Source organism: Pseudomonas sp. RGM 3321, from assembly GCF_022836805.1.
Classification (GTDB): Bacteria; Pseudomonadota; Gammaproteobacteria; order Pseudomonadales; family Pseudomonadaceae; genus Aquipseudomonas.
Map to the genome: position 1 here is coordinate 48,800 of NZ_JALHBH010000107.1, position 20,725 is coordinate 69,524.

At 61.2% G+C, this 20,725-nt stretch carries 14 protein-coding genes; 4 read left to right on the plus strand and 10 right to left on the minus strand.

The window, feature by feature from the left end:
- Positions 1 to 47: 47 nt before the first annotated feature.
- The 3 genes from RGM3321_RS12235 (at position 48) to RGM3321_RS12245 (ending at position 1,943) form a co-directional block, all read left to right on the plus strand.
- Positions 48 to 332 (plus strand): DUF5629 family protein, encoded by a 285-nt coding sequence (locus RGM3321_RS12235; RefSeq protein WP_244393260.1) that lies wholly within the window; start codon positions 48 to 50, stop codon positions 330 to 332.
- 80 nt (positions 333 to 412) lie between these two features.
- Positions 413 to 1,585 (plus strand): lactonase family protein, encoded by a 1,173-nt coding sequence (locus RGM3321_RS12240; RefSeq protein ID WP_244393261.1) that lies wholly within the window; start codon positions 413 to 415, stop codon positions 1,583 to 1,585.
- Between the two features lie 175 nt (positions 1,586 to 1,760).
- On the plus strand, positions 1,761 to 1,943 hold the full coding sequence (locus RGM3321_RS12245) for a hypothetical protein (protein WP_244393262.1): 183 nt from the start codon (positions 1,761 to 1,763) through the stop codon (positions 1,941 to 1,943).
- A 442-nt stretch (positions 1,944 to 2,385) separates the two neighbouring features.
- Here the strand turns inward: RGM3321_RS12245 and RGM3321_RS12250 are convergent, their stop codons facing one another.
- From RGM3321_RS12250 to RGM3321_RS12295, 10 genes are all read right to left on the minus strand, one after another.
- Positions 2,386 to 6,030, minus strand: coding sequence for an AAA family ATPase (locus RGM3321_RS12250; RefSeq protein ID WP_244393263.1), 3,645 nt, complete (start codon positions 6,028 to 6,030; stop codon positions 2,386 to 2,388).
- Positions 6,027 to 7,271, minus strand: a complete 1,245-nt coding sequence (locus RGM3321_RS12255; RefSeq protein ID WP_244393264.1) for an exonuclease SbcCD subunit D C-terminal domain-containing protein — start codon at positions 7,269 to 7,271, stop codon at positions 6,027 to 6,029. Before RGM3321_RS12255 ends, RGM3321_RS12250 begins: the two co-directional genes overlap by 4 nt.
- A gap of 42 nt (positions 7,272 to 7,313) precedes the next feature.
- Positions 7,314 to 8,972 carry a BatD family protein gene (locus RGM3321_RS12260; protein ID WP_244393265.1) on the minus strand — a complete coding sequence of 553 codons (1,659 nt, stop codon included), beginning with the start codon at positions 8,970 to 8,972 and terminating at the stop codon, positions 7,314 to 7,316.
- Positions 8,969 to 10,687 carry a VWA domain-containing protein gene (locus RGM3321_RS12265; RefSeq protein WP_244393266.1) on the minus strand — a complete coding sequence of 573 codons (1,719 nt, stop codon included), beginning with the start codon at positions 10,685 to 10,687 and terminating at the stop codon, positions 8,969 to 8,971. Before RGM3321_RS12265 ends, RGM3321_RS12260 begins: the two co-directional genes overlap by 4 nt.
- Complete coding sequence (locus RGM3321_RS12270; RefSeq protein WP_002554479.1) at positions 10,684 to 11,742, minus strand: VWA domain-containing protein; 1,059 nt, start codon at positions 11,740 to 11,742, stop codon at positions 10,684 to 10,686. Before RGM3321_RS12270 ends, RGM3321_RS12265 begins: the two co-directional genes overlap by 4 nt.
- Complete coding sequence (locus tag RGM3321_RS12275) at positions 11,735 to 12,229, minus strand: DUF4381 domain-containing protein (protein ID WP_244393267.1); 495 nt, start codon at positions 12,227 to 12,229, stop codon at positions 11,735 to 11,737. Before RGM3321_RS12275 ends, RGM3321_RS12270 begins: the two co-directional genes overlap by 8 nt.
- Complete coding sequence (locus RGM3321_RS12280; protein WP_244393268.1) at positions 12,226 to 13,170, minus strand: DUF58 domain-containing protein; 945 nt, start codon at positions 13,168 to 13,170, stop codon at positions 12,226 to 12,228. The genes RGM3321_RS12275 and RGM3321_RS12280 overlap by 4 nt, the downstream gene beginning before the upstream one ends.
- Before the next feature lie 4 nt (positions 13,171 to 13,174).
- Entirely contained in the window at positions 13,175 to 14,134 is a 960-nt protein-coding gene (locus RGM3321_RS12285) for a MoxR family ATPase (RefSeq protein WP_002554476.1), read from the minus strand.
- Between the two features lie 210 nt (positions 14,135 to 14,344).
- Positions 14,345 to 15,091, minus strand: a complete 747-nt coding sequence (locus tag RGM3321_RS12290) for an amidohydrolase family protein (RefSeq protein ID WP_244393269.1) — start codon at positions 15,089 to 15,091, stop codon at positions 14,345 to 14,347.
- Between the two features lie 46 nt (positions 15,092 to 15,137).
- Positions 15,138 to 15,497, minus strand: coding sequence for a hypothetical protein (locus tag RGM3321_RS12295; protein ID WP_244393270.1), 360 nt, complete (start codon positions 15,495 to 15,497; stop codon positions 15,138 to 15,140).
- Between the two features lie 367 nt (positions 15,498 to 15,864).
- Here RGM3321_RS12295 and RGM3321_RS12300 point away from each other — a divergent pair, with 367 nt between their 5' ends.
- Positions 15,865 to 20,721, plus strand: a complete 4,857-nt coding sequence (locus RGM3321_RS12300) for an NAD-glutamate dehydrogenase (protein ID WP_244393271.1) — start codon at positions 15,865 to 15,867, stop codon at positions 20,719 to 20,721.
- Positions 20,722 to 20,725 lie beyond the last annotated feature (4 nt).

A 20,725-nucleotide genomic window follows, 5' to 3' on the forward strand; every position in this document is an offset into this window, starting at 1 on the left:
CTGCCTTTTGCCCTATCATTCGCGCTTTTGCTGGCCGGATGAATTTCATGACTACCACACCCACCACACTGCTCGCCGCCCTTGAAGCCACCACCATGCTGGAAATCGACGGTCTGCACGCCTGGGAGTTCTCTCTGGGCGAGGAACTGAACGTCGAATGCATGGACGGCCGCGAGCGCAAGGTATGGCGCTTCAGCAAAGCCCAGGTCGACGCCGCGACCTTTGATGAATCCCTGCAAAGCTGGGTGATCAATGACGGCAACGCCGATCACCGGATCATCTGCCTGGATGCCTTCACCCCTTCTGACGAAGATGATTCCGCGCAGGATTGAGTAAATGCGGGCTGGCGCTGTCATAGACCGCGACAGTGCCGTAACAGGCATCAATAATTTCGACAAAAAGGGATGCCCCCATGCCCCATAAATTTCTGCCGTGGCTGGCGATTGCCAGTGCAATGAGCGCATTTACCCTGCAGGCCCAAGCCATGCCCGATACTGAATTGCTGATAGGTTCCTACACGCAAGGCAAGAGTGAAGGGATCTATCGTTTTGCCTTCAACAGCGAAACCGGGATGATCGACGCCAAGCCGCTCCAAGTGGTCAAAACCGAAAACCCGTCATGGCTGACCGTCTCCAGAGACCAGCGTTATCTGTTCGCGGTCAATGAAAACGGCCCTGGGCAAAAAGACGTGGTCGGTAAGGTCAGCAGCTTTGCAATCGACCCGAAAACCCGTCGGATCACGCCGATCAATCAGGTTCAAAGCCGCGGTGAAGAACCGACGCACTCCAGCCTGAGCTATGACGGGCGCTATCTGTTCGTTGCCAACTACGCAGTGAACCCTGAACCGGGTGGCGCGCTGACCGTGGTGCCTGTGGTTAAGGACGGTACGTTGAGCGAAGCCGTTCAGGTGCTGCCGCTGGGTCCTGGAAGCAAGGTCAACAGTGAGCGTCAGATGTCGTCCCATGTGCACCTGGCCGTGCCGACCCCGGATGACAAGTACGTAGTGACTGCCGACCTGGGCGCTGACAAGCTGTTTGTTTATCAGTACGACGCGAGCCAGGCCAAGCCACTGCAGCCAGCCAAGGAGCCGACCGTGCAGTTGCCGGGCGGCTCCGGGCCACGTCATACGCTGTTCAGTGCTGATGGTAAGCATGCCTGGCTGGTACTGGAGATGACGGCGCAGGTCGCGGTGTTTGACTACCATGACGGCGTCTTCAAGCAGACCCAACTGGTTGATATGAAGAACAAAGGCGTGCAGGAGAAAAACGGTGGCGGCGCCTTGCACACCTCACCGGATGGCAAGTTTCTGTACGTGACCAATCGTGGTGACGCGAATCAGGTCGTGGTATTCCGTATCGATCAGGCCAGCGGCAAGCTGGAAGAAATTCAGCGTCGTTCTTTGGAAGGCAAGGAACCTCGCGAGTTCGCCTTTGACCCGACCGGCAAGTTCATGCTGTTCGCCAATCAGAAGAGTAATCAGATCGTGACCCTGCGCCGCGATCCCCAGAGCGGAAAGATCGGTGAGACGGTGCAGAAATTTGATGCAGATTCACCTTCTTATCTGCGTTTTCTGACTGACAAGTAGGCTGCTAAGGCTCCAGCCCGCAAGATACAAGGGCTGGAGCCGTTATCATTCTTGGTGATATGGGTTAGTGCTACAAAAGATTTCTGCTGAACCACCCTCGGGCGTAAGTTTGAGTCACGGCCATAACGGTCAGGACTTCAAACCAGCGTACAGACAGACAAGAGGGGTGACCGACATGAATTTCAATCTTTTCTCCATCATCGCTGCATCTGCTATCTCGGCAAGCGTCGCTCTCCCGGCCAGCGCCAGCGTCGAAGTGAACGACAAGAAAGCCCACTCGACTCAGACCTACACCACCAAATACCTGCAACAGAGCGCTAATTTCTACGCAGCGCTGGATCACAGATCCGCTCAATGATTCATTAGCCGTCACGCTTTCGCGAGCATGTTCGCCCACACAGGTCCCTGCGACTTACTGCCCACTGCGCGGCAGACCATGCACGGAATGTCAGGCGAGCCTGTTCGCGAAAGCGCTGGTGGCGGCGGCACATCCACGCCTGGAAACGAGGCTTCTGCCCAGCGGGCGTAGGAGCGAACTTGTTCGCGAAGGCGGTACTTCGGGCGCTACATTTTCTCTGAATTTAACGTCCCTTTCGCGAACAAGCGAAGCGTCGCCCGGTCCGCTCCTACGCCCTCCCGGGCAGAATCAAAAGCAGGAGACTGCCAGGCGAGCCTGTTCGCGAAAGCGCTGATGGCACAACATTCAAGAGCGGACGCAGAGCGTCCAGAACGGCATTCCCACGCTGAGCGTGAGGAATAATAGTCAACTGCCGTGCCTCACGTTCCGCGTCACAGGTCTTTCAGTTACCCACCTCGATTGTGCTCAACCCATTCCCCTGACGACGCACTTTGATCTGCACCGGAATCCGCTCGTGCATTTCCTGTACGTGGGAGATCACGCCGACCTTGCGGCCCTGTGCCTGCAAGCCGTCCAGTGCGTCCATTGCCAGTTGTAGCGATTCCGGGTCGAGGCTGCCGAAACCTTCGTCGATGAACAGCGATTCGATACGCAAGGTGCTGGATGCCATTGAGGCAAGGCCGAGCGCCAGTGCAAGCGAAACGAGGAAGGTTTCGCCACCCGACAGCGAGTGAACCGAGCGCAGTTCATCGCCCATTTCGGTGTCCATAACCAGCAGGCCGAGCATGCTGCCGCCGCGTTTCAGGCGGTAGCGACGCACCAGCTGCCGGAGCTGCGCGTTGGCGTGATGGACCAGCAGGTCAAGGTTGTAGGCCTGAGCGATCTTGCGGAATTTGTCGCCTTCGGCCGAGCCGATCAGCGATGCCAGGCGTGCCCAGCGCAGGTATTCGTTGTTGGCGTCGGTGATGCGCGCCTGCAGTTCGCTGTTGGCGTTGCGGCGGCGCTGATCTTCGCTGAGTTCGGCACGCAGGTCGGCGCATTGCTGCTCGCCGAGCGCGGACTGCTCCTGGGCATGTTGCAGCGCTGCCGCCAGTTGCGTGCTGTCGTTAAGGTCACTGTGTTGCGCCTGATGCTGTTGCAGGCGCTGATCGCGTTCCTGTAGCAACACTTTTGCCTGTTCCAGGGCTTTGTCGGTAGCGTTCAGCTGCAGACGCAGTTGCTCGACATGCGCGTCATCGTAAGTCAGCAGTGTGTCGAGCGCGCTATCGTCCAGCTCGGGATGCTGGCCGCGCCACTCGCTGATCTGCACATCAAGCTCAGCCAGTTCCTGCTGTAAGGATTGCTGTTGTTGCTGGGCGGACTTGAGTTCTGCAGCCAGCTGGATCAATTGGCTTTGAATCTGCTGCAGAGCCTCGGCGGCCGAGCTTTCGGTTTGCCTGGCCTGCTCGATGGCGCTTTCCAGCGCCTGTTGCCAGTGCTCGGCAGTCGCATGCTCGCCCAGCAAGCCGGTCAGTGCCTGTTGGCTGGCCTGTTGTTGCTCGCCGAGCCGGGCGACTTCCTGCGCCAGTTCGGTCTGGCGGTGCAGGCGAGTCTGCTGCTCGATCTGTTGCTTTTCGATCTTCTGCTGGCGCTCGCTCTGCTCCTGCTGCTCTTCGTGTTGCTGTTCAAGTTGATCCAGACGCTGAGTTACCTGCTGCTCAAGTTGCATCACCGTTGCCGATGCATCGCTGCGCAGCCCCTCAAGCACGTGTGGCGAGACCAGCGGCGTGAATGCGCTCAGTTCTTCTTCCAGCCGCTGCCTGTCGACATCCAGCTGCTTGAGCTGCTCGGCAACATGGCTCGCCGCGGTCTGACTGGCTTCTGTGGCTGCCTGAAGTTGCTGCTGCAAGCGTGCGGCGTCTTTCTGCAGGGTCAGCAATGCTTCCTGGCGTTGCTCGTCACGGGTGATGACTTCGCTCAGGTTATTCAATTGCTGGCTCAACCAACTGTCACGCTTGCCTGGGTCGTGGTCGAGCAATTGAGCCGCGAGTGGATGAGATTCCAGATCCGGTGCCAGGGCTTGATGGCGCAGGGTGAGCTGCTCGTGTTGGCGAAGCAGCTCTTTCTGGCGGGCGATCACGCCGCCAACCTGCTCGCGCAATTGGTTGCGCTGTTCGGCCAGATGGTCCACCGCCTTCTGCGCGCTGGCCTGTTCGTTGTCGTCATGTTGCGTGAGGCTTTCCAGTAACGCTTCCGGCTGATGCCAAGGGTGTTCGATGCTGCCACAGACTGGGCAGGGCTGGTCGTCCTGCAACTGGACGCGCAATTCTTCAACGCTGGCGCTGCGGGCCAGGCGTTGACGTTCCAGCAGTTGCCGGGTAACGGTCAGGGTCTGTTCGGCGACGGTCAGTTCATCACGAACGCGAATGCCTTCGCTGTTGAGCTGTTCGCGTTGCTGCTGAGCGCTTTGCTGTTGCTGCGCCAGATCGACCAGTTGCCGGTCTACGTCCTGCTGGCTGGCCCACAGACGGGCCAGGTCTTCGAATGCGCGTTGCTGCTTGCGATTGTCCTGCAGCAGGCTGCCGAGAATCTGTACCTGTTCAGTCACCGCATCCACTTCGCAATCGGCTTCGCGGTACAGCAATTCCAGCGCGCTGCGTTGCTCGGTCAACTGTTGGTCAGCCGTGCTGGCACGTTGCTGCAGTGCCGGCAGCTCACTGTGGCCGTGCTTGAGGCGGTTGGCGATCAGCGTGAGGGATTTCAGGCGGTCGCGCCAGGCGCTCCAGGCCTGAGCCAGCGGAGCCAGTTCGCTGCTGTGCTCCAGTTGCTCGGCAATACGTTCAAGGCGCTGCGAAACCTGTCGCTGCTGGTCGAGCAGAATGTGCAGGCTGGCCTGACTCTCAGTGCAAAGCTGTCCGGTTTGCTGATGCAGGTCAGACACCTTGGCCAGTTCCTGGGCCAAGTGGTTCAGCGTGTTCTGTGTGTCAAAAGCCTGCTGCAACAGCGGCTTGGCGGTGCTGTGAGTTTGCTGGGCCGCCAGCAGACTGGCGTGCGCCTGGGTGCGGGGGCTCTCCAGCTGTTGCTGCTGATCCTGCAGCGAAGCCTGCTGTTGCTGATACTGAAGAATCTGTTCCGCCAGCGGGTTGAGCTGGGCGTTCAGCGTGACCCGACGCGTGAAACGGTGGCGTTGCGGGCCCAGGCGTTCCAGTTGGCCGAGGGTCTGACGTGCTCCGCTCTGGTCGTCCCAGGCCTGTTGAGTACGGGTGATCGCGTCCTGAGCGGCAAGTTGTTCGTCGCGCAGGCGGTGCAGCTCGATCAGCCACTGCTGTTTGATTTCCAGTTGCCGTTGCTGTGTCTGGTGTGCCTTGAGTTGCTGCTGCGCATCGCTGAGGCGTTGCTCCAGTTCGGCCAGCAGCTCCGGAGCCAGCGGGACGATGTTGCTGGCTTGAGCTGTGAGGGTTTTAAGCGCTTCCTCGGCCTCTTTGCTCTTGCTGTAGGCGCGCCGCCCGAGCTGGCTGTAGATGGCGGTATTGGTCAGCTTCTCCAGCAGTTCGCTGCGTTCCTTGTCGTCGGCCTTGAGGAAGGCGCTGAACTCGCTTTGGGCAAGCATCACGGCACGGGTGAACTGCTCGAAGTTGAGCCCCAGACGCTGCTCGATCAGTTGCTCGAATTCACGCTTGCTCTGGTTGCTGAGCACCTGTTCGCTGTCCAGGTCGGTCAGGGTCTGGCGACTGGCCTGCAGCTTTTTGGTCGCGTTGTCGCGTGCGCGGTTGGTTTCCCAGCGCGCGCGATAACGCCGCTGATCGATGCCGATAAAGTCTACTTCTGCGTAACCGCTGCCCGTGCCCCGCCGCAGCAGGGTGCGCGGGTCGCTGGTGGTGATGTCGCCATCGATGTCCGGGACCTTGGACTGGCCGATATTGCTCAGCCGCGGAATCGCACCGAACAGTGCCAGGCACAAGGCATCGAGCAGGGTGCTTTTACCTGCTCCGGTCGGGCCGGTGATGGCGAACAGGCCGGCACTGGCCAGCGGCTCGGCAGTGAAATCGATTTCAAACGGCCCGGCCAGCGAGGCAAGGTTTTTCAGGCGAATGGCAAGGATTTTCATGGCTGTTCGCTCTCCTGCTGGACTTCACGCAGCAGCGTGGCGAAATCGGTCAGCGTCTGTTCGTCGACCTCGCTGCCGAAGTTGTCCTGCCAGGCACGGCTGAACAGTTCCTGAGGCGTGAGTTGGTCCAGTTCGATCAGCGTGGCGTCACCCTCGCTGCCGTCCGCGCTGCCTTTACCGGCGTATTCGGCACCGATGCGCACCAGCCGCACGGCCTTGCCCTGTAGTGCGTTTTCGATCTGGTTGCGCAGGTCCGGGTGGGGCTCATCCAGACGCACACGCACTTCCAGCCACGGCTGGCGGTCCGGGTCGGCAAGCAGGTCGATGTCCGGCAGCGCCTTGAGCTGTACCAGCAAATCGGCCAAGGGCGCAGGCCCCAGGCGTTGCAGGTTGACGGCGCGAGGGATGAGCAACGGCTCGACACTGGTCAGCGTCTCACCGTCGCAAATGATCTCGAGAATCTGGTGCTGATAGCTGATTTCTGAAAATGACAGGGGAATCGGCGAGCCGCTGTAGCGAATGCGCTCTTCGCCGTTGACCCGTTGTGGCTTGTGCAGATGGCCAAGCGCGACGTAGGTGATGCTCGGTCCGAACAGGCTGGCCGGCAGTGCTTCGGCGTTGCCGATGATCAGGCTGCGCTCGGAGTCTTCCGAGACCGAGCCGCCCGCCATGTGTGCGTGGCTGATGGCGATCAATGCCTGACCTGGCTGGCGCTTGAGGTTGGCTGCTTCGATCAGCAACTCATGAACCCGACCAATACCGCGCAGGTAGTCGTCACCCAGTGTCGGGCCGGTGACTTCGGCAGGGCGCAGGAAGGGCAGCGCCAGGCACCAGGCTTTGACGTTGCCTTCGGCGTCCGGCAACGGTAGCAGCAGGCGTTCGGCATCCAGCACACCGTCGTCCAGCCACATCACCCTGCCCAGTGCGTGGGTGCGCAAACGGCGCATCAGGGGCGCTGGCAACTCGATTCGAGAGCCGGAGTCATGGTTGCCTGCGATCATCACGATGGTCAGCAGCGGCTGCCGTTCATGGGCGTTGACGATGAAGTCGTACAGGCGTTCCTGCGCTTTGACCGGCGGATTGACGGTGTCGAAGATGTCGCCCGCGATCAACAGTACATCAGGTTTTCGTTCGGCCAGACGGGCCAGCAGCCAGGTCAGGAAGCAGGCGTGTTCGAAATCCCGCTCCTGACCGTGCAGGTTCTGACCCAGGTGCCAGTCAGAGGTGTGAAACAGACGCATTGGTTTACCTTGTCGTGTAGGGGGGTTGCCTGAGCTGCATCCTTATTTTGGATACAGCGGTGGCAACCCGGCATCGCCTGCCGGGTCCTTGATATGTTCGGCGGCGGGCAGCTTGCGCACGGCGCGCCAGAGATCCTCGCCCAGCCACAGCTTGCCGGTTTCGCTGTACAGCGCACCGTTGAGACCGTCCAGAGCATCGGACAGCGGCACGAAACGCGCGGCCATTTCGGCCAGGGTTTCCGGCTGTTGGCGTGCCCACGCGTCGAGTGCCTGACGGGTGCCTTGAGGGTCGTTGGCCAGGCAGGCGCGCTTGAGGTCATCCAGTACGGTACGCGGGCTGGGCCCGGTCTGCACGGCCCGGGCGATTGCCGGCTGTCCACGGGCGCGCCACCACAGGCCGAAACCGAGCAGAGTGGTGCAGGCCAGCAGCAATGTGCTCATCTGCCACGGCCAGACTGGCGGGCCGATCACGGTCACACCGCTCATGTCGTTGTTCACCGGTGTGTCCACCGCCAGACCGGGGTTGCTGCTGATCTGCAGGGTGCGCGCGGGCAGGCTGCTGTGCTCCAGATGATCTTCGCGGGTGTTCCACCAGGTCACTTCAACCGCAGGCAGGTCGATTGCCCCGGCCCGGCCGGGCACCAGTGCCTCGCGTTCTTCGCGGGTACCGATCAGGCCGCGTTCACTGGGCAGGTTGCGCAGCTGCGGCTGATCCGGGTAACGCCGCAGGCCGGGCACTTCGGTGGGCGGCAAGGGTGGCAGTTGCGCACCGGCCAGGCCTTCGGCCTTGAGTATGAGGGTGCGGGTCAGTGAATCGCCGACTTGCGTAGTGCCGGGCTCCGGGCTCCAGCTCTCTTCAAGGCTGATACTGCGCGCCGGCAACCAAGGAGTATCAGCCGGGTAGTCGGCGGGCTTGGGTTTGACGGTCAACGGCACTTCGGCGGACTTGACCCGCACCGAACGGCCTGGTTGCGGGCCGAACGGGTTGGCCTCCTGGCCTTGCGAGCCTTCGGCAGGTGTCTGCACCAGTGTGGCGCTGAATACTTGTGCCGGTATCTTCAGCACGCCGCTTTGCTGCGGATAGATCGCGTAGCGTGTTTCGATCACGCCATGACGCACACCATTGATCAGCTTTTCGTAGGTGCGCGAATCACCCAGTTTTTCGACCCGTGCGTCCGGCACTTGCAAGGGGCTCAGGCTGCTGTCATCGAATAGCGACACCGAGTGGTAGACGCGCAGGGTCAGCACGGCCTGGGCCTGAACATAGACGCTGTCCTGATCGAGGCTCGCTTCGATGAAGATCGACGCCAGATGGCTGCCTGGGTCCTGGGGCTCGCTTTGCAGAACCTGAAGCGTCAGTGGCTGACTTTTCAGCTCACCCAGTTGCAACGACGGGATCAACACGCTGCCGGTCTCGCGAGGCAGCAGGGTGACGATCCAGCGAGTGGTGGCCTGGCTGCTGCCGTCCAGGGTTTTCAGGCTGTTGAGCTGACGCGTATCGCGCACCTCGAAGCTGCTCTCCAGAGCGCTCATGTCTGGCTTGCCAAACTGGGTGACATCGTCGGTTTCCAGCGTCAACTCGACAGTTTCCCCGGCGTTCAGGCGCGTGCGGTCTACGCTGGCGGTCAGTTGCGCAGCCTGCAGTGACAAGCTGATCAGGCTCAGCAGCACGCCGATCAATAAGGTGTACACGCGACTCATCGGGTCTTTTCCTGATGTTGCTGTTCGTAGCGAAATTTGCGCCGCAGCAGTTCGCCCGGATCATCCGGAATCTGCCTCAGCCACTGTTCCAGTTCCTGGCGCCGCTCGCCAGTGATAGGGGCGTCTGCGCCCTGGAGCGGTGGGCGGGTGGTTTGCTCGTCGTCCATTGATTCGCCTGAGGTGGCCTGACCGCTGACATCTGGCGGCAGGCTCTCGCTGGTGCCGGGCTGATCCGAGCGGGACGGGTTCTGATCTGCTGGCGATGCACTGCTGTTGGGGTCCTGTGACGCTTGCTGGCCTTCTTCGCCCTGATCGGCCTTGTTCTGCTCATCCTCGGCAGGCTTCTGGACATCGGCCTTGTCCAGCAGGCTTTGTACCAGTGCCTGGTTGGCTTGTGCGGCGGGAAACTCGGGCTGGCGGTCCAGGGCCTGTTCGTAGGCATCCAGTGCTGCCGCCAGCTCGCCGCTGCGCGCCAGGGCATTGCCGCGATTGTAATGGTCGGCGGCGCTGTTGCCTTCGGCAAACTGCTGGGCGGCGCTGACATAGTCTTCGGCCTGGTAAAAGGCCACGCCTTTCCAGCGCGGGTCTTCGAAGCGTTGTGCGGCCTCGGCTGGCCGATGCTGCTCCAGTAGCCGCTGGCCCTGTTGATCGGGACGCAGCCACAGGTCCTGAAACTCGAACGCTTGGCTATTCTGCGGAAACATGAACAGCAGCGGCAGACAGAACAGCCAGCCGCGCCGACCAGCCAGGGCTGCTATCAACAATAGCGGGAGCAGGAACCAGTGCCCCTGATCGGCCCAGGTATCGAGTTGCACGACTTGCCCGTCGCTGCTCATGTGCTTAGGGCTGGCCAGCAGGCCAAGGCTGCGCAAATCTTCTTCATCGCCTCGTGCCTGACGATAGCTGCCGCCGACCTGATCGGCGAATTCGTTGAGGCTGTTGCTGTCCAGGCGCGATACCAGAATCGCACCCTGATCGTCCTTGAGCAGGCTGCCGTTTTCCTGCATGACCGGCGCGCCGTCAGCCGTGCCGATGCCAAGGATCAGCAACGGCGGCGATTGCCCGCGCAACGCCGCGCGGATGCCCTGACGTTCCTGTTCGCTCAGGGAAGAGGTGATCAGCAGAATCCGCCCTTGGCCCAGTGCGCCCTGTTTCAGCAGGTGCAGGGCTTTCTGGACCGCCAGATCGGCACGCTGGCCGGTCATGGGCATGATCGACGGCCTGATGGCTTCCAGCAGGTTATGGCTGGTGACCAGGTCATCTGACAGCGGCACCAGCGTGTGCGCGCTGCCCGCATAGACGACGATGGCGGTCTGAGCATCGCTGCGCTTTTGCAACAGGTCCAGCAGTTTGCGTTTCGCCTGTTCCAGACGGGTGGGCGCAGTGTCGGTGGCGAGCATCTGCGGGGTGAGTTCAAGTATCACCACCAGCGGATCGACCGGTTTCTGGCTGATCTGTTCGACGCGCTGCCAACTGGGGCCCAGCAACGCGAAAAGCGCCAGCAGCCATGCCAGCCCGAGTGCGACCCACGGCAGTTTGCTGTTGCTGCCGCGCCCACCGTTGAGCAGTACGGCATGAAAATGGGTCGGCAGAAGCATTTGCCAGCGCCCGGCGCGTTTCTGCCGATGCCAGAGCCGCCAGATCAACAGCGCCAGCAACGGCAGGATCAGCAGCCATTCGGGGCGAAACCAGTGGGGCCACAGAGAGGCGATCATCGCGACCTCCAGAGGCTTTTGACGCGCTCACGCCAGTTGACGGAACGCACGACAGTCAGCAGGCGTTGCAGCGCATTGTTTGGCCACAGTTCACGCAGCACCAGCAGCACGCTCAACAGCAGGGCTGTCGCCAGCGGCCATTGATAAAGCGTCTGCGCCGGACGCGCCTGGGTGGGCTGCTGGGCAACTGGCTCCAGGCTGTCCAGGGTGGCGCGAATCTTTTCCAGTTGATCGCCGTCGCGAGCACGGAAATACTGGCCGCCACTGAGGCTGGCAATTTCCTTGAGCGTCGGCTCGTCCAGATCAAGGCTCGGATTGAGGCCGAGGACGCTTTGCAGCGCGTCCTTGTCGGGGTCCGAGCCAATACCGATAGGGTAGATTTTTACGCCTTCTTCGGCAGCCAGCCGCGCGGCAGTGATCGGATCGATCTGACCGGCGTTATTGGCACCGTCGGTGACCAGCACCAGCACGCGGCTGGTGGCCGGGCGCAGGCGCAGGCGTTTCAGGCCCAGACCGATGGCATCACCAAGCGCGGTATTCTTGCCTGCAATGCCGATTTTTGCCTCGTCAAGCCAGACCCTTACAGTACGCCGGTCATAGGTGAGCGGTGCCTGGACAAATGCCTGAGTGCCAAACAGGATCAAACCGACCCGGTCGCCCTTGCGGCCCTCCAGAAAGTCACCGAGCAACTGTTGCACCAGCACCAATCGGCTGACTTCATCGCTTTTCCACTGCATGTCCGGGTAGTCCATGGAACCGGACACGTCGACCGCCACCAGCAGGTCGCGCCCGCTGGCAGCCACTGGCAATGGCTCGCCCAGCCATTGCGGTCGCGCGGTGGCAATCAACAGCAACAGCCAGATGAGCAGAAAGGGCGCACGCTGTCTCCAGACCGGCAGATTGGCCTTGGCGCGGCGTCCACTCAGCCCTTCGAGTTCACTGAGAAAACTGACCTTGAGCGCCGGCTCGCCGCTGTCGGCCATGGGCAGCAGGGCGCGCATCAGCCACGGCAGCGGCAGCAGGGCGAAAACCCAGGGCCAGACGAACTCAAACATGTTTGCGGATCCAGGTATCGACCGCCTGGGTCAGCCCGGTGATGGCCTTGTCGTCCAGCTTGCACTCGGGCTTGTAGGCACCTTCGACCAGAATCATCCAGCGCGTCAGGCCTGCCGCCGGGCAGCGGTTGTCGAGGAACGCCAGCCATTTGCGGCCGTTCAGTGTGTGGCTCTGGCTATGCGGATAATGGTTGCGGCACAGGCGTTTGAGCAAGCCGTTGATCTGCTGCAGCCAGGCACCTGCCGGGGCCCCATCGTAGGGCTTGGGCAAGCTGGCGAGTTCCGCCAGGGCGGCGAGGCGAACCGGGTCCAGCGGTTGTTCGCTGCGAACCTTGCGCGCCTTGACTGGCAGCAGCACACGCAAACGCCACAGGCCCCAGCCCGCTGCCGGGATCAGCAACAGCAGCAGCCACCACCCCGGGGCAAGCGGCCAGAAGCCGACGGCCTCGGGAGCAATCAGCGGCTCGAGCTGTTCGAGCGGATTCATTTGCGCTTCACCGGACGCTTTGCGTTGAGGTATTCGCGCAGTTGTTCAACGAGTTCCGCCTGGGTGCTCAAGGGCATGAGCAACACCCGTAGCTTCTGCGCGAGCAATTCCCAGCGCGCAGAGCGGTCTTCGCCCTGTTGCCGGTAGGCGCGGCGCAGTTCGGGGTTGAGGGTATCGAGTTCCAGTTGCGCGCCGCGCTCGGCAAAGCGCAGCAGGCCCGCAGCGGGCAGCGCGCGGTCCAGTGGGTCGGACAATGGCAGCAACAGCAGGTCGCTGTGGCGTGACAGCAGGCTCAACTGTTGCTCTGCAGCATCTGAAAGGGCGCGCTCGTCGCACAACACGATGACCAGGCTGCCAGGGCGCAGGACTTCCCGGGCGCGACGCAGCGCAGTGCCGAAGGCATCGCGGTCTGCCGGGATCTCGGTGTGCAGTGACTGATTGACTCGCACCAATCGGTTGAGCAATTGCAACAGGCTTTGTTTGCTGCGTCGGGGCTTGATCTCGTAGTGCTCGTTATCGCCGAACACCAGCCCGCCGACCCGGTCGTTGTGCTCCAGCGCGGCCCAGCCGATCAGCGCGGCAGCCTGGGCCGCCAGTACCGACTTGAACATCAGGCCGGAGCCGAAGAACAATCGACGGCTTTGCTCCACCAGAATGAAAATCGGCCGCTCGCGTTCTTCGTGGAACAGCTTGGTGTGTGGCTCCTGAGTGCGTGCGGTTACGCGCCAGTCGATGCTGCGCACATCGTCGCCTGCCTGATAGACCCGCACCTGATCGAAATCCACGCCGCGCCCGCGCAGTTTGGAATGGTGCAGGCCGATCAACGGGCTGCGTTGGCTGGGCGTGGAGAACAGTTGCACTTCCCGCTCCCGATGACGCATCTCGATCAGCTCGCTGAGGCTGACGCGGATGCCCGGCTGGGGGATCAGGTAGGGTTGCATGGGGTCAGGCGACGGCCACGACGTCGAGGATGCGCTGAATCACGCGATCCTGATCGATACCGGCAGCTTCGGCTTCGAACGACAGGATGATCCGGTGGCGCAATACATCGAACAGCACTGCCTGAATGTCTTCAGGGCTGACGAAGTCACGTCCGGCCAGCCAGGCATGTGCGCGGGCGCAGCGGTCCAGCGAAATGGAACCACGCGGGCTGGCACCGTAGGCAATCCACTCGGCCAGCTCCGGGTCGAACTTGGCCGGGGTCCGGGTGGCCATGACCAGTTGCACCAGGTACTCCTCGACCGCATCGGCCATGTACAGGCCGAGAATTTCCTTGCGTGCGGCAAAGATCGCCTGCTGGCTGACCCGGCGTTCCGGCTTGGTTTCACCATTCAGGGCTTCGCCACGCGCCTGCTGCAGGATCTTGCGTTCGACCGCGGCATCCGGGAAGCCGATCTTGACGTGCATCAGAAAGCGGTCGAGCTGGGCTTCGGGCAGCGGGTAGGTGCCTTCCTGCTCGATAGGGTTCTGGGTCGCCATGACCAGAAACAGCGGCGACAGGTCGTAGGTGCTGCGCCCGACACTGACCTGCCGTTCGGCCATGGCTTCGAGCAGCGCCGACTGAACCTTGGCCGGCGCACGGTTGATTTCGTCGGCCAGCACCAGGTTGTGGAAGATCGGCCCTTGCTGAAACACGAAGCTGCCGGTTTCCGGGCGATAGATTTCCGTACCGGTAATGTCGGCGGGCAGCAGGTCGGGGGTGAACTGAATGCGGTGAAACTGGGCTTCGATGCCTTCTGCCAGTTCCTTGATGGCCTTGGTCTTGGCCAGGCCGGGTGCGCCTTCGACCAGCATGTGACCGTCGGCAAGCAGGGCGATAAGCAGGCGTTCGATCAGCTTTTCCTGGCCAAGGATCTGCGTTGAAAGAAAGGTTCGCAGCGCAATCAGCGCTTCACGATGTTCCATCGGTGACGGTTCCTGGCAGGGTGATCAGCTGTGTCTGGTGACTGCTGAGCTGGGGGCGATACTTTAATCCATCCAGGCAGGTATCGACTAACGACTACCGCGTTTTTTATTGCATTTAGAGACGCATACGTCATTTAACTCGGAATTGCCCTACATGTTCTGTGCTCAAGTGTGTAGGGCGATGGGGTCATGCCGTCGAGTGCGACAGGGTTAGAGCCGATAGAAGTCCGCAGCATTACTCCACAACGCCTGAAGGGCGCCGCCTTCACCCAGTGCGTCGATCAGCAATTCGATATCGTCAGGCTGAAAAGGACGGGGTGCCCGCGTGGAGGGCAGGTCGGTGCCGAACATCAACGCATTCGGATTGGCGGCATGGATATCCCTGAGCGCTTCGCGCACCGGGAAGTCGACGCGACCGAAACCACAGGCCTTGACTCGCACGCCGCGCTCGGCAAGACGCAACACCACGGGCAATCCTTCGGCGCTCAATCCCAGGTGATCGATGCTGATCGCTGGCAGTTTCAGCAGGCGGGTTTCTATTTCTGCCAGTTCTCGAGAGTCTATGTACAGCTCCGAATGCCAGCCTGCGCGTTCATGGACCCGCACGGCCAGCGCTTCCAGCTGGTCGAGCTGCTCCGATCCGCCGCGCTTGAGGTTGAAGCGCAGAGCGCGCACGCCTGCGGCATTGAGGGTGTCCAGTTCTGTATCAGTGACGCTGGCGGGCAGTTGAGTGACACCGACGAAGCCCGGCCCCAGCAAGCGCAGCGCCTCAAGCAGGTAACCCTGATCAAAGCCCTGAAAGGAGCCGGACACTACCGCGCCACCCTGAACACCCAGAGGCTGGACTGTCGCAAGGTAGTCACCGACGCCGAATGGATCCGGCAGGTAGCCGTTATTGGCGATCAGCGGGAAGTGCGGGTCGATGATGTGACAGTGGGCATCGAAAATGCGGTTCATAACGGACTCCTGTAAGGCGAAGTACTCACTCTAGCGGTTTTGCCCGTTAACTGATCGTGCTGGTGTACTCGCCCACGTTTTCAAGAATGATCTGTAACGTTTGGTGAACATCCTGCAGCTCGCCTGCGTCGGTGCTGTGGAGAATTTCATACTGATGGTGGCCATCGAGCTGCTTCGCGTCCTCCGGGGTGATTTCCACCAATAGGCGCTCGGCACTGAAGCTGACTTTCAGGCTGGACACATTCAGTGACTTTTCATCGCTGACAGTGATTTCCACTTCGTTCTCGTCCGGAAAGCGGGTCAGGGAAAACAGCACGCCGTTCTCTGCGTGGCAGCAAAGCAGTGCCATGTCGTCGTATTCGTCGTCGCACGGGTTGGCGATGAGGCTGGCGGTCTTGATTTGCATGGTGGAACTCCGGGTCTAAGCAGCTGAGGCGTGAGGTGGATTTTGCCAGTCCCGAGTCAATTTTGTCGGGAGATGTTGGCACCATCGTGCGCATTTTAACGCGACCTGATGACCGAATATGTCGCAGCCTCGTAAGCAGCTCGCCGTCAGCTCTCGTTAAGCTGCATGACAGACGAGTGGTGTACGGTGTCGGATGCGCGTAGCTTTTTTATTCCCGCATTCAAATGTGACTACCCTGACACAGCGCGCGTTAGTACTTTAGCTTTACACTCGACCAGGTTATGCCCACGCAATTGAATGTAAGGGCACACCGGTCGCAACACCTTCTTCAAGCCTCCCCAATAAAAGCCAAAGCGGAGTACCACAGATGGCGTTCTTCACCGCAGCCAGCAAGGCCGACTTTCAGCATCAACTGCAAGCGGCACTGGCTCAGCACATCAGCGAACAGGCACTGCCACAAGTGGCGCTGTTTGCCGAGCAATTCTTCGGCATCATTTCCCTCGACGAACTCACCCAGCGGCGTCTGTCCGACCTGGCAGGCTGCACCTTGTCCGCGTGGCGCCTGCTGGAGCGTTTCGAACATGCTCACCCGCAGGTCCGGGTCTACAACCCTGATTACGAGCGCCACGGCTGGCAGTCGACTCATACTGCCGTTGAAGTGCTGCATCACGACCTGCCGTTTCTGGTCGACTCCGTGCGTACCGAGCTGAACCGTCGCGGTTACAGCATCCACACCCTGCAGACCACCGTACTAAGCGTACGTCGGGGCGCTGCTGGCGAACTGTTGGAGCTGCTGCCCAAGGGCACCACCGGCGAGGACGTGCTGCAGGAATCGCTGATGTACCTGGAGATCGACCGCTGCGCCAACGTCAGCGAGTTGAATGTGCTGGCTCGCGAGCTGGAGCAGGTGCTGGGCGAGGTGCGTGCTGCCGTCGAAGACTTCGGGCCGATGAAAGCGCGTCTGCACGAGCTGCTGGCCAGTATCGATGCCAACGAGTCCAACACCGACGTCGAAGAGAAGGCCGAGATCAAGGTCTTCCTGCAATGGCTGGTAGATAACCACTTCACCTTTCTGGGTTACGAAGAGTTTGAAGTACGCAACGACGCCGAAGGCGGCCAGTTGGTCTACGATGAGTCGTCCTTCCTGGGGCTGACCCGACTGCTGCGCCCGGGCCTGACCCGTGAAGAGCTGCACATCGAAGACTATGCAGTGAAATACCTGCAAGAGCCGGTGCTGCTGTCGTTTGCCAAGGCTGCGCATCCAAGCCGCGTACACCGTCCGGCCTACCCGGATTACGTGTCGATCCGGCAGATCGACGCCTCGGGCAAGGTCATCAAGGAATGTCGCTTCATGGGCCTGTACACCTCGTCGGTGTACGGCGAGAGCGTACGGCAGATCCCGTACATCCGTCGCAAGGTCGCAGAAGTCGAGCGCCGTTCCGGTTTCGACGCCAAGGCGCACCTGGGCAAGGAACTGGCGCAGGTCGTCGAAGTGCTGCCCCGTGACGACCTGTTCCAGACGCCGGTGGACGAGTTGTTCACCACGGTCATGTCCATCGTGCAGATTCAGGAACGCAACAAGATTCGCGTGTTCCTGCGCAAGGACCCGTACGGCCGTTTCTGCTACTGCCTGGCTTATGTGCCGCGCGACGTGTACTCCACCGAAGTACGCCAGAAGATCCAGCAGGTATTGATGGATCGCCTGAAAGCCAGCGATTGCGAGTTTTGGACGTTCTTCTCTGAATCGGTGCTGGCGCGTGTGCAGTTGATCCTGCGGGTCGATCCGAAGGTCAATCTGGACATCGACGTTGCCCAGCTGGAAAACGAAGTCATTCAGGCCTGCCGCTCGTGGAAAGACGACTACGCCAGTCTGGTGGTCGAGAGCTTTGGCGAGGCCCACGGCACCAACGTGCTGGCCGATTTCCCGAAAGGTTTCCCGGCCGGCTACCGCGAGCGCTTTGCTGCGCATTCGGCGGTGGTCGACATGCAGCACGTGCTGAGCCTGAACGAAGCCAATCCGCTGGTGATGAGCTTCTATCAGCCACTGGCCGGTGGCCGCCAGCAATTGCATTGCAAGCTGTATCACGCCGACACGCCGCTGGCACTGTCCGATGTGCTGCCGATTCTTGAAAACCTCGGTCTGCGTGTACTGGGCGAGTTCCCGTACCGCCTGCACCACGCCAATGGTCGCGAATTCTGGATTCATGACTTCGCCTTTACCTATGGCGAAGGTCTGAACCTCGATATCCAACAGCTCAATGACACCTTGCAGGATGCGTTCGTACATATCGTGCGCGGCGACGCTGAAAACGATGCGTTCAACCGTCTGGTGCTGACTGCCGGACTGCCTTGGCGCGACGTTGCGCTGCTGCGTGCCTATGCGCGCTATCTGAAGCAGATTCGTCTGGGTTTCGATCTGGGCTACATCGCCAGCACGCTGAACAACCACACCGACATCGCCCGCGAGCTGACGCGTCTGTTCAAGACCCGCTTCTATCTGGCGCGCAAGCTGGGTTCCGACGATCTGGATGACAAGCAGCTGCGTCTGGAACAGGCGATTCTGACTGCCCTGGACGACGTTCAGGTGCTCAACGAAGACCGTATCCTGCGTCGTTATCTGGACCTGATCAAGGCCACCCTGCGGACCAACTTCTATCAGGCTGATCCCAACGGGCAGAGCAAGGGCTATTTCAGCTTCAAGTTCAACCCGCGCCTGATCCCCGAATTGCCAAAGCCGGTGCCCAAGTTTGAAATCTTCGTCTACTCGCCGCGTGTCGAAGGCGTGCACCTGCGCTTCGGCAACGTGGCGCGTGGCGGCCTGCGCTGGTCGGATCGTGAAGAAGACTTCCGTACCGAAGTGCTGGGCCTGGTAAAAGCCCAGCAGGTGAAGAACTCGGTCATCGTGCCGGTCGGCGCGAAGGGCGGTTTTGTGCCGCGTCGTCTGCCGACCACCGGCAACCGCGACGAAGTGCAGGCCGAGGCAATCGCCTGCTACCGCATCTTCATCTCCGGGCTGCTGGACATCACCGACAACCTCAAGGAAGGCGCACTGGTGCCGCCGGTCAACGTCGTGCGTCATGACGATGATGACCCGTATCTGGTGGTGGCCGCCGACAAGGGCACGGCGACGTTCTCCGACATCGCCAACGGCATTGCCATCGACTACGGCTTCTGGCTGGGTGACGCCTTCGCTTCCGGTGGTTCTGCCGGTTACGACCACAAGAAGATGGGCATCACCGCCAAGGGCGCATGGGTGGGCGTGCAGCGTCACTTCCGCGAACGCGACATCAATGTGCAGCAGGACAGCATCAGCGTGATCGGTATCGGCGACATGGCCGGTGACGTGTTCGGCAACGGCCTGTTGATGTCTGACAAGCTGCAGCTGGTCGCAGCGTTCAATCACCTGCACATCTTCATCGATCCGAATCCGGACCCGGCCAGCAGCTTTGCAGAGCGTCAGCGCCTGTTCAATCTGCCGCGCTCGTCGTGGACCGACTACGACACCAGTATCATGTCCGCCGGCGGCGGGATCTTCCCGCGCAGCCTGAAGAGTATCGCCATCACCGAACAGATGAAGGCGCGCTTCGACATCAAGGCCGACAAGCTGACCCCGACCGAACTGCTGCATGCGCTGCTCAAGGCGCCGGTCGATCTGTTGTGGAACGGCGGTATCGGCACCTACGTGAAGTCCAGCGAAGAGTCGCACGCCGATGTGGGCGACAAGGCCAACGATGCACTGCGCGTCGATGGCAACGAGCTGCGCTGCAAGGTGGTGGGCGAGGGCGGCAACCTGGGCATGACCCAGCTGGGCCGTGTCGAGTTCGGTCTCAATGGCGGCGCGACCAACACCGACTTCATCGACAACGCCGGTGGTGTGGACTGCTCCGACCACGAAGTGAACATCAAGATCCTGCTCAACGAGGTGGTGCAGGCCGGTGATATGACCGAGAAGCAGCGCAACCAGTTGCTCGAGAGCATGACCGACGAAGTCGGCCACCTGGTGCTGGGCAACAACTACAAGCAGACCCAGGCGTTGTCGCTGGCAGCCCGTCGTGCTTACGAGCGGATTGCCGAATACAAGCGCCTGATGAGTGACCTGGAGGCGCGTGGCAAGCTTGATCGTGCCATTGAGTTCCTGCCTGCTGAAGAGCAGATCGCCGAGCGGACTGCGGCCAAGCAGGGCTTGAGTCGTGCCGAGCTGTCGGTGTTGATCTCCTACAGCAAGATCGACCTCAAGGAAGCGTTGCTGGAATCCCGTGTGCCGGATGACGATTATCTGGCACGTGATATGGAAACCGCGTTCCCGCCGTCGCTGGGCGCCAAGTTTTCGACGGCCATGCGCGGCCATCGCCTGAAGCGCGAGATCGTCAGCACGCAGATCGCCAACGATCTGGTCAACCACATGGGCATTACCTTCGTGCAGCGGCTCAAGGAGTCGACCGGCATGAGCGCTGCTGCGGTGGCCGGTGCCTACGTGATCGTGCGTGACATCTTCCACCTGCCGCACTGGTTCCGTCAGATCGAGGCGCTGGACTACAAGGTTTCGGCCGAAATCCAGCTGGCGCTGATGGATGAGCTCATGCGCCTGGGGCGTCGTGCCACACGCTGGTTCCTGCGCAGCCGTCGCAACGAGCTGGACGCTGGTCGTGACGTGGCGCACTTCGGTCCGCACCTCGCTGCACTGGGTCTCAAGCTTGACGAACTGCTGGAAGGCCCGACCCGCGAGATCTGGCAGACACGTTATCAGGCGTACGTCGAAGCCGGTGTGCCGGAACTGCTGGCGCGTATGGTGGCGGGTACGACACACTTGTACACGCTGCTGCCGATCATCGAAGCCTCCGACGTGACCGGCCAGAATGCTGCCGATGTGGCCAAGGCGTACTTTGCCGTGGGCAGCGCGCTGGACATCACCTGGTACTTGCAACAGATCAGCAGCCTGCCGGTGGAAAACAACTGGCAGGCCCTGGCGCGTGAAGCGTTCCGTGACGATGTCGACTGGCAACAGCGGGCGATCACCGTGTCGGTCCTGCAAATGGCTGACGGCCCTTCGGAAATCGATGCGCGTCTGGCCCTGTGGCTGGAGCAGCACTCGCTGATGGTCGAACGCTGGCGTGCCATGCTGGTCGAGCTTCGTGCGGCAAGCGGCACGGATTACGCCATGTACGCCGTTGCCAACCGTGAGCTGCTGGACCTGGCCATGAGTGGGCAGGCCCTGACGGTCTGACCGT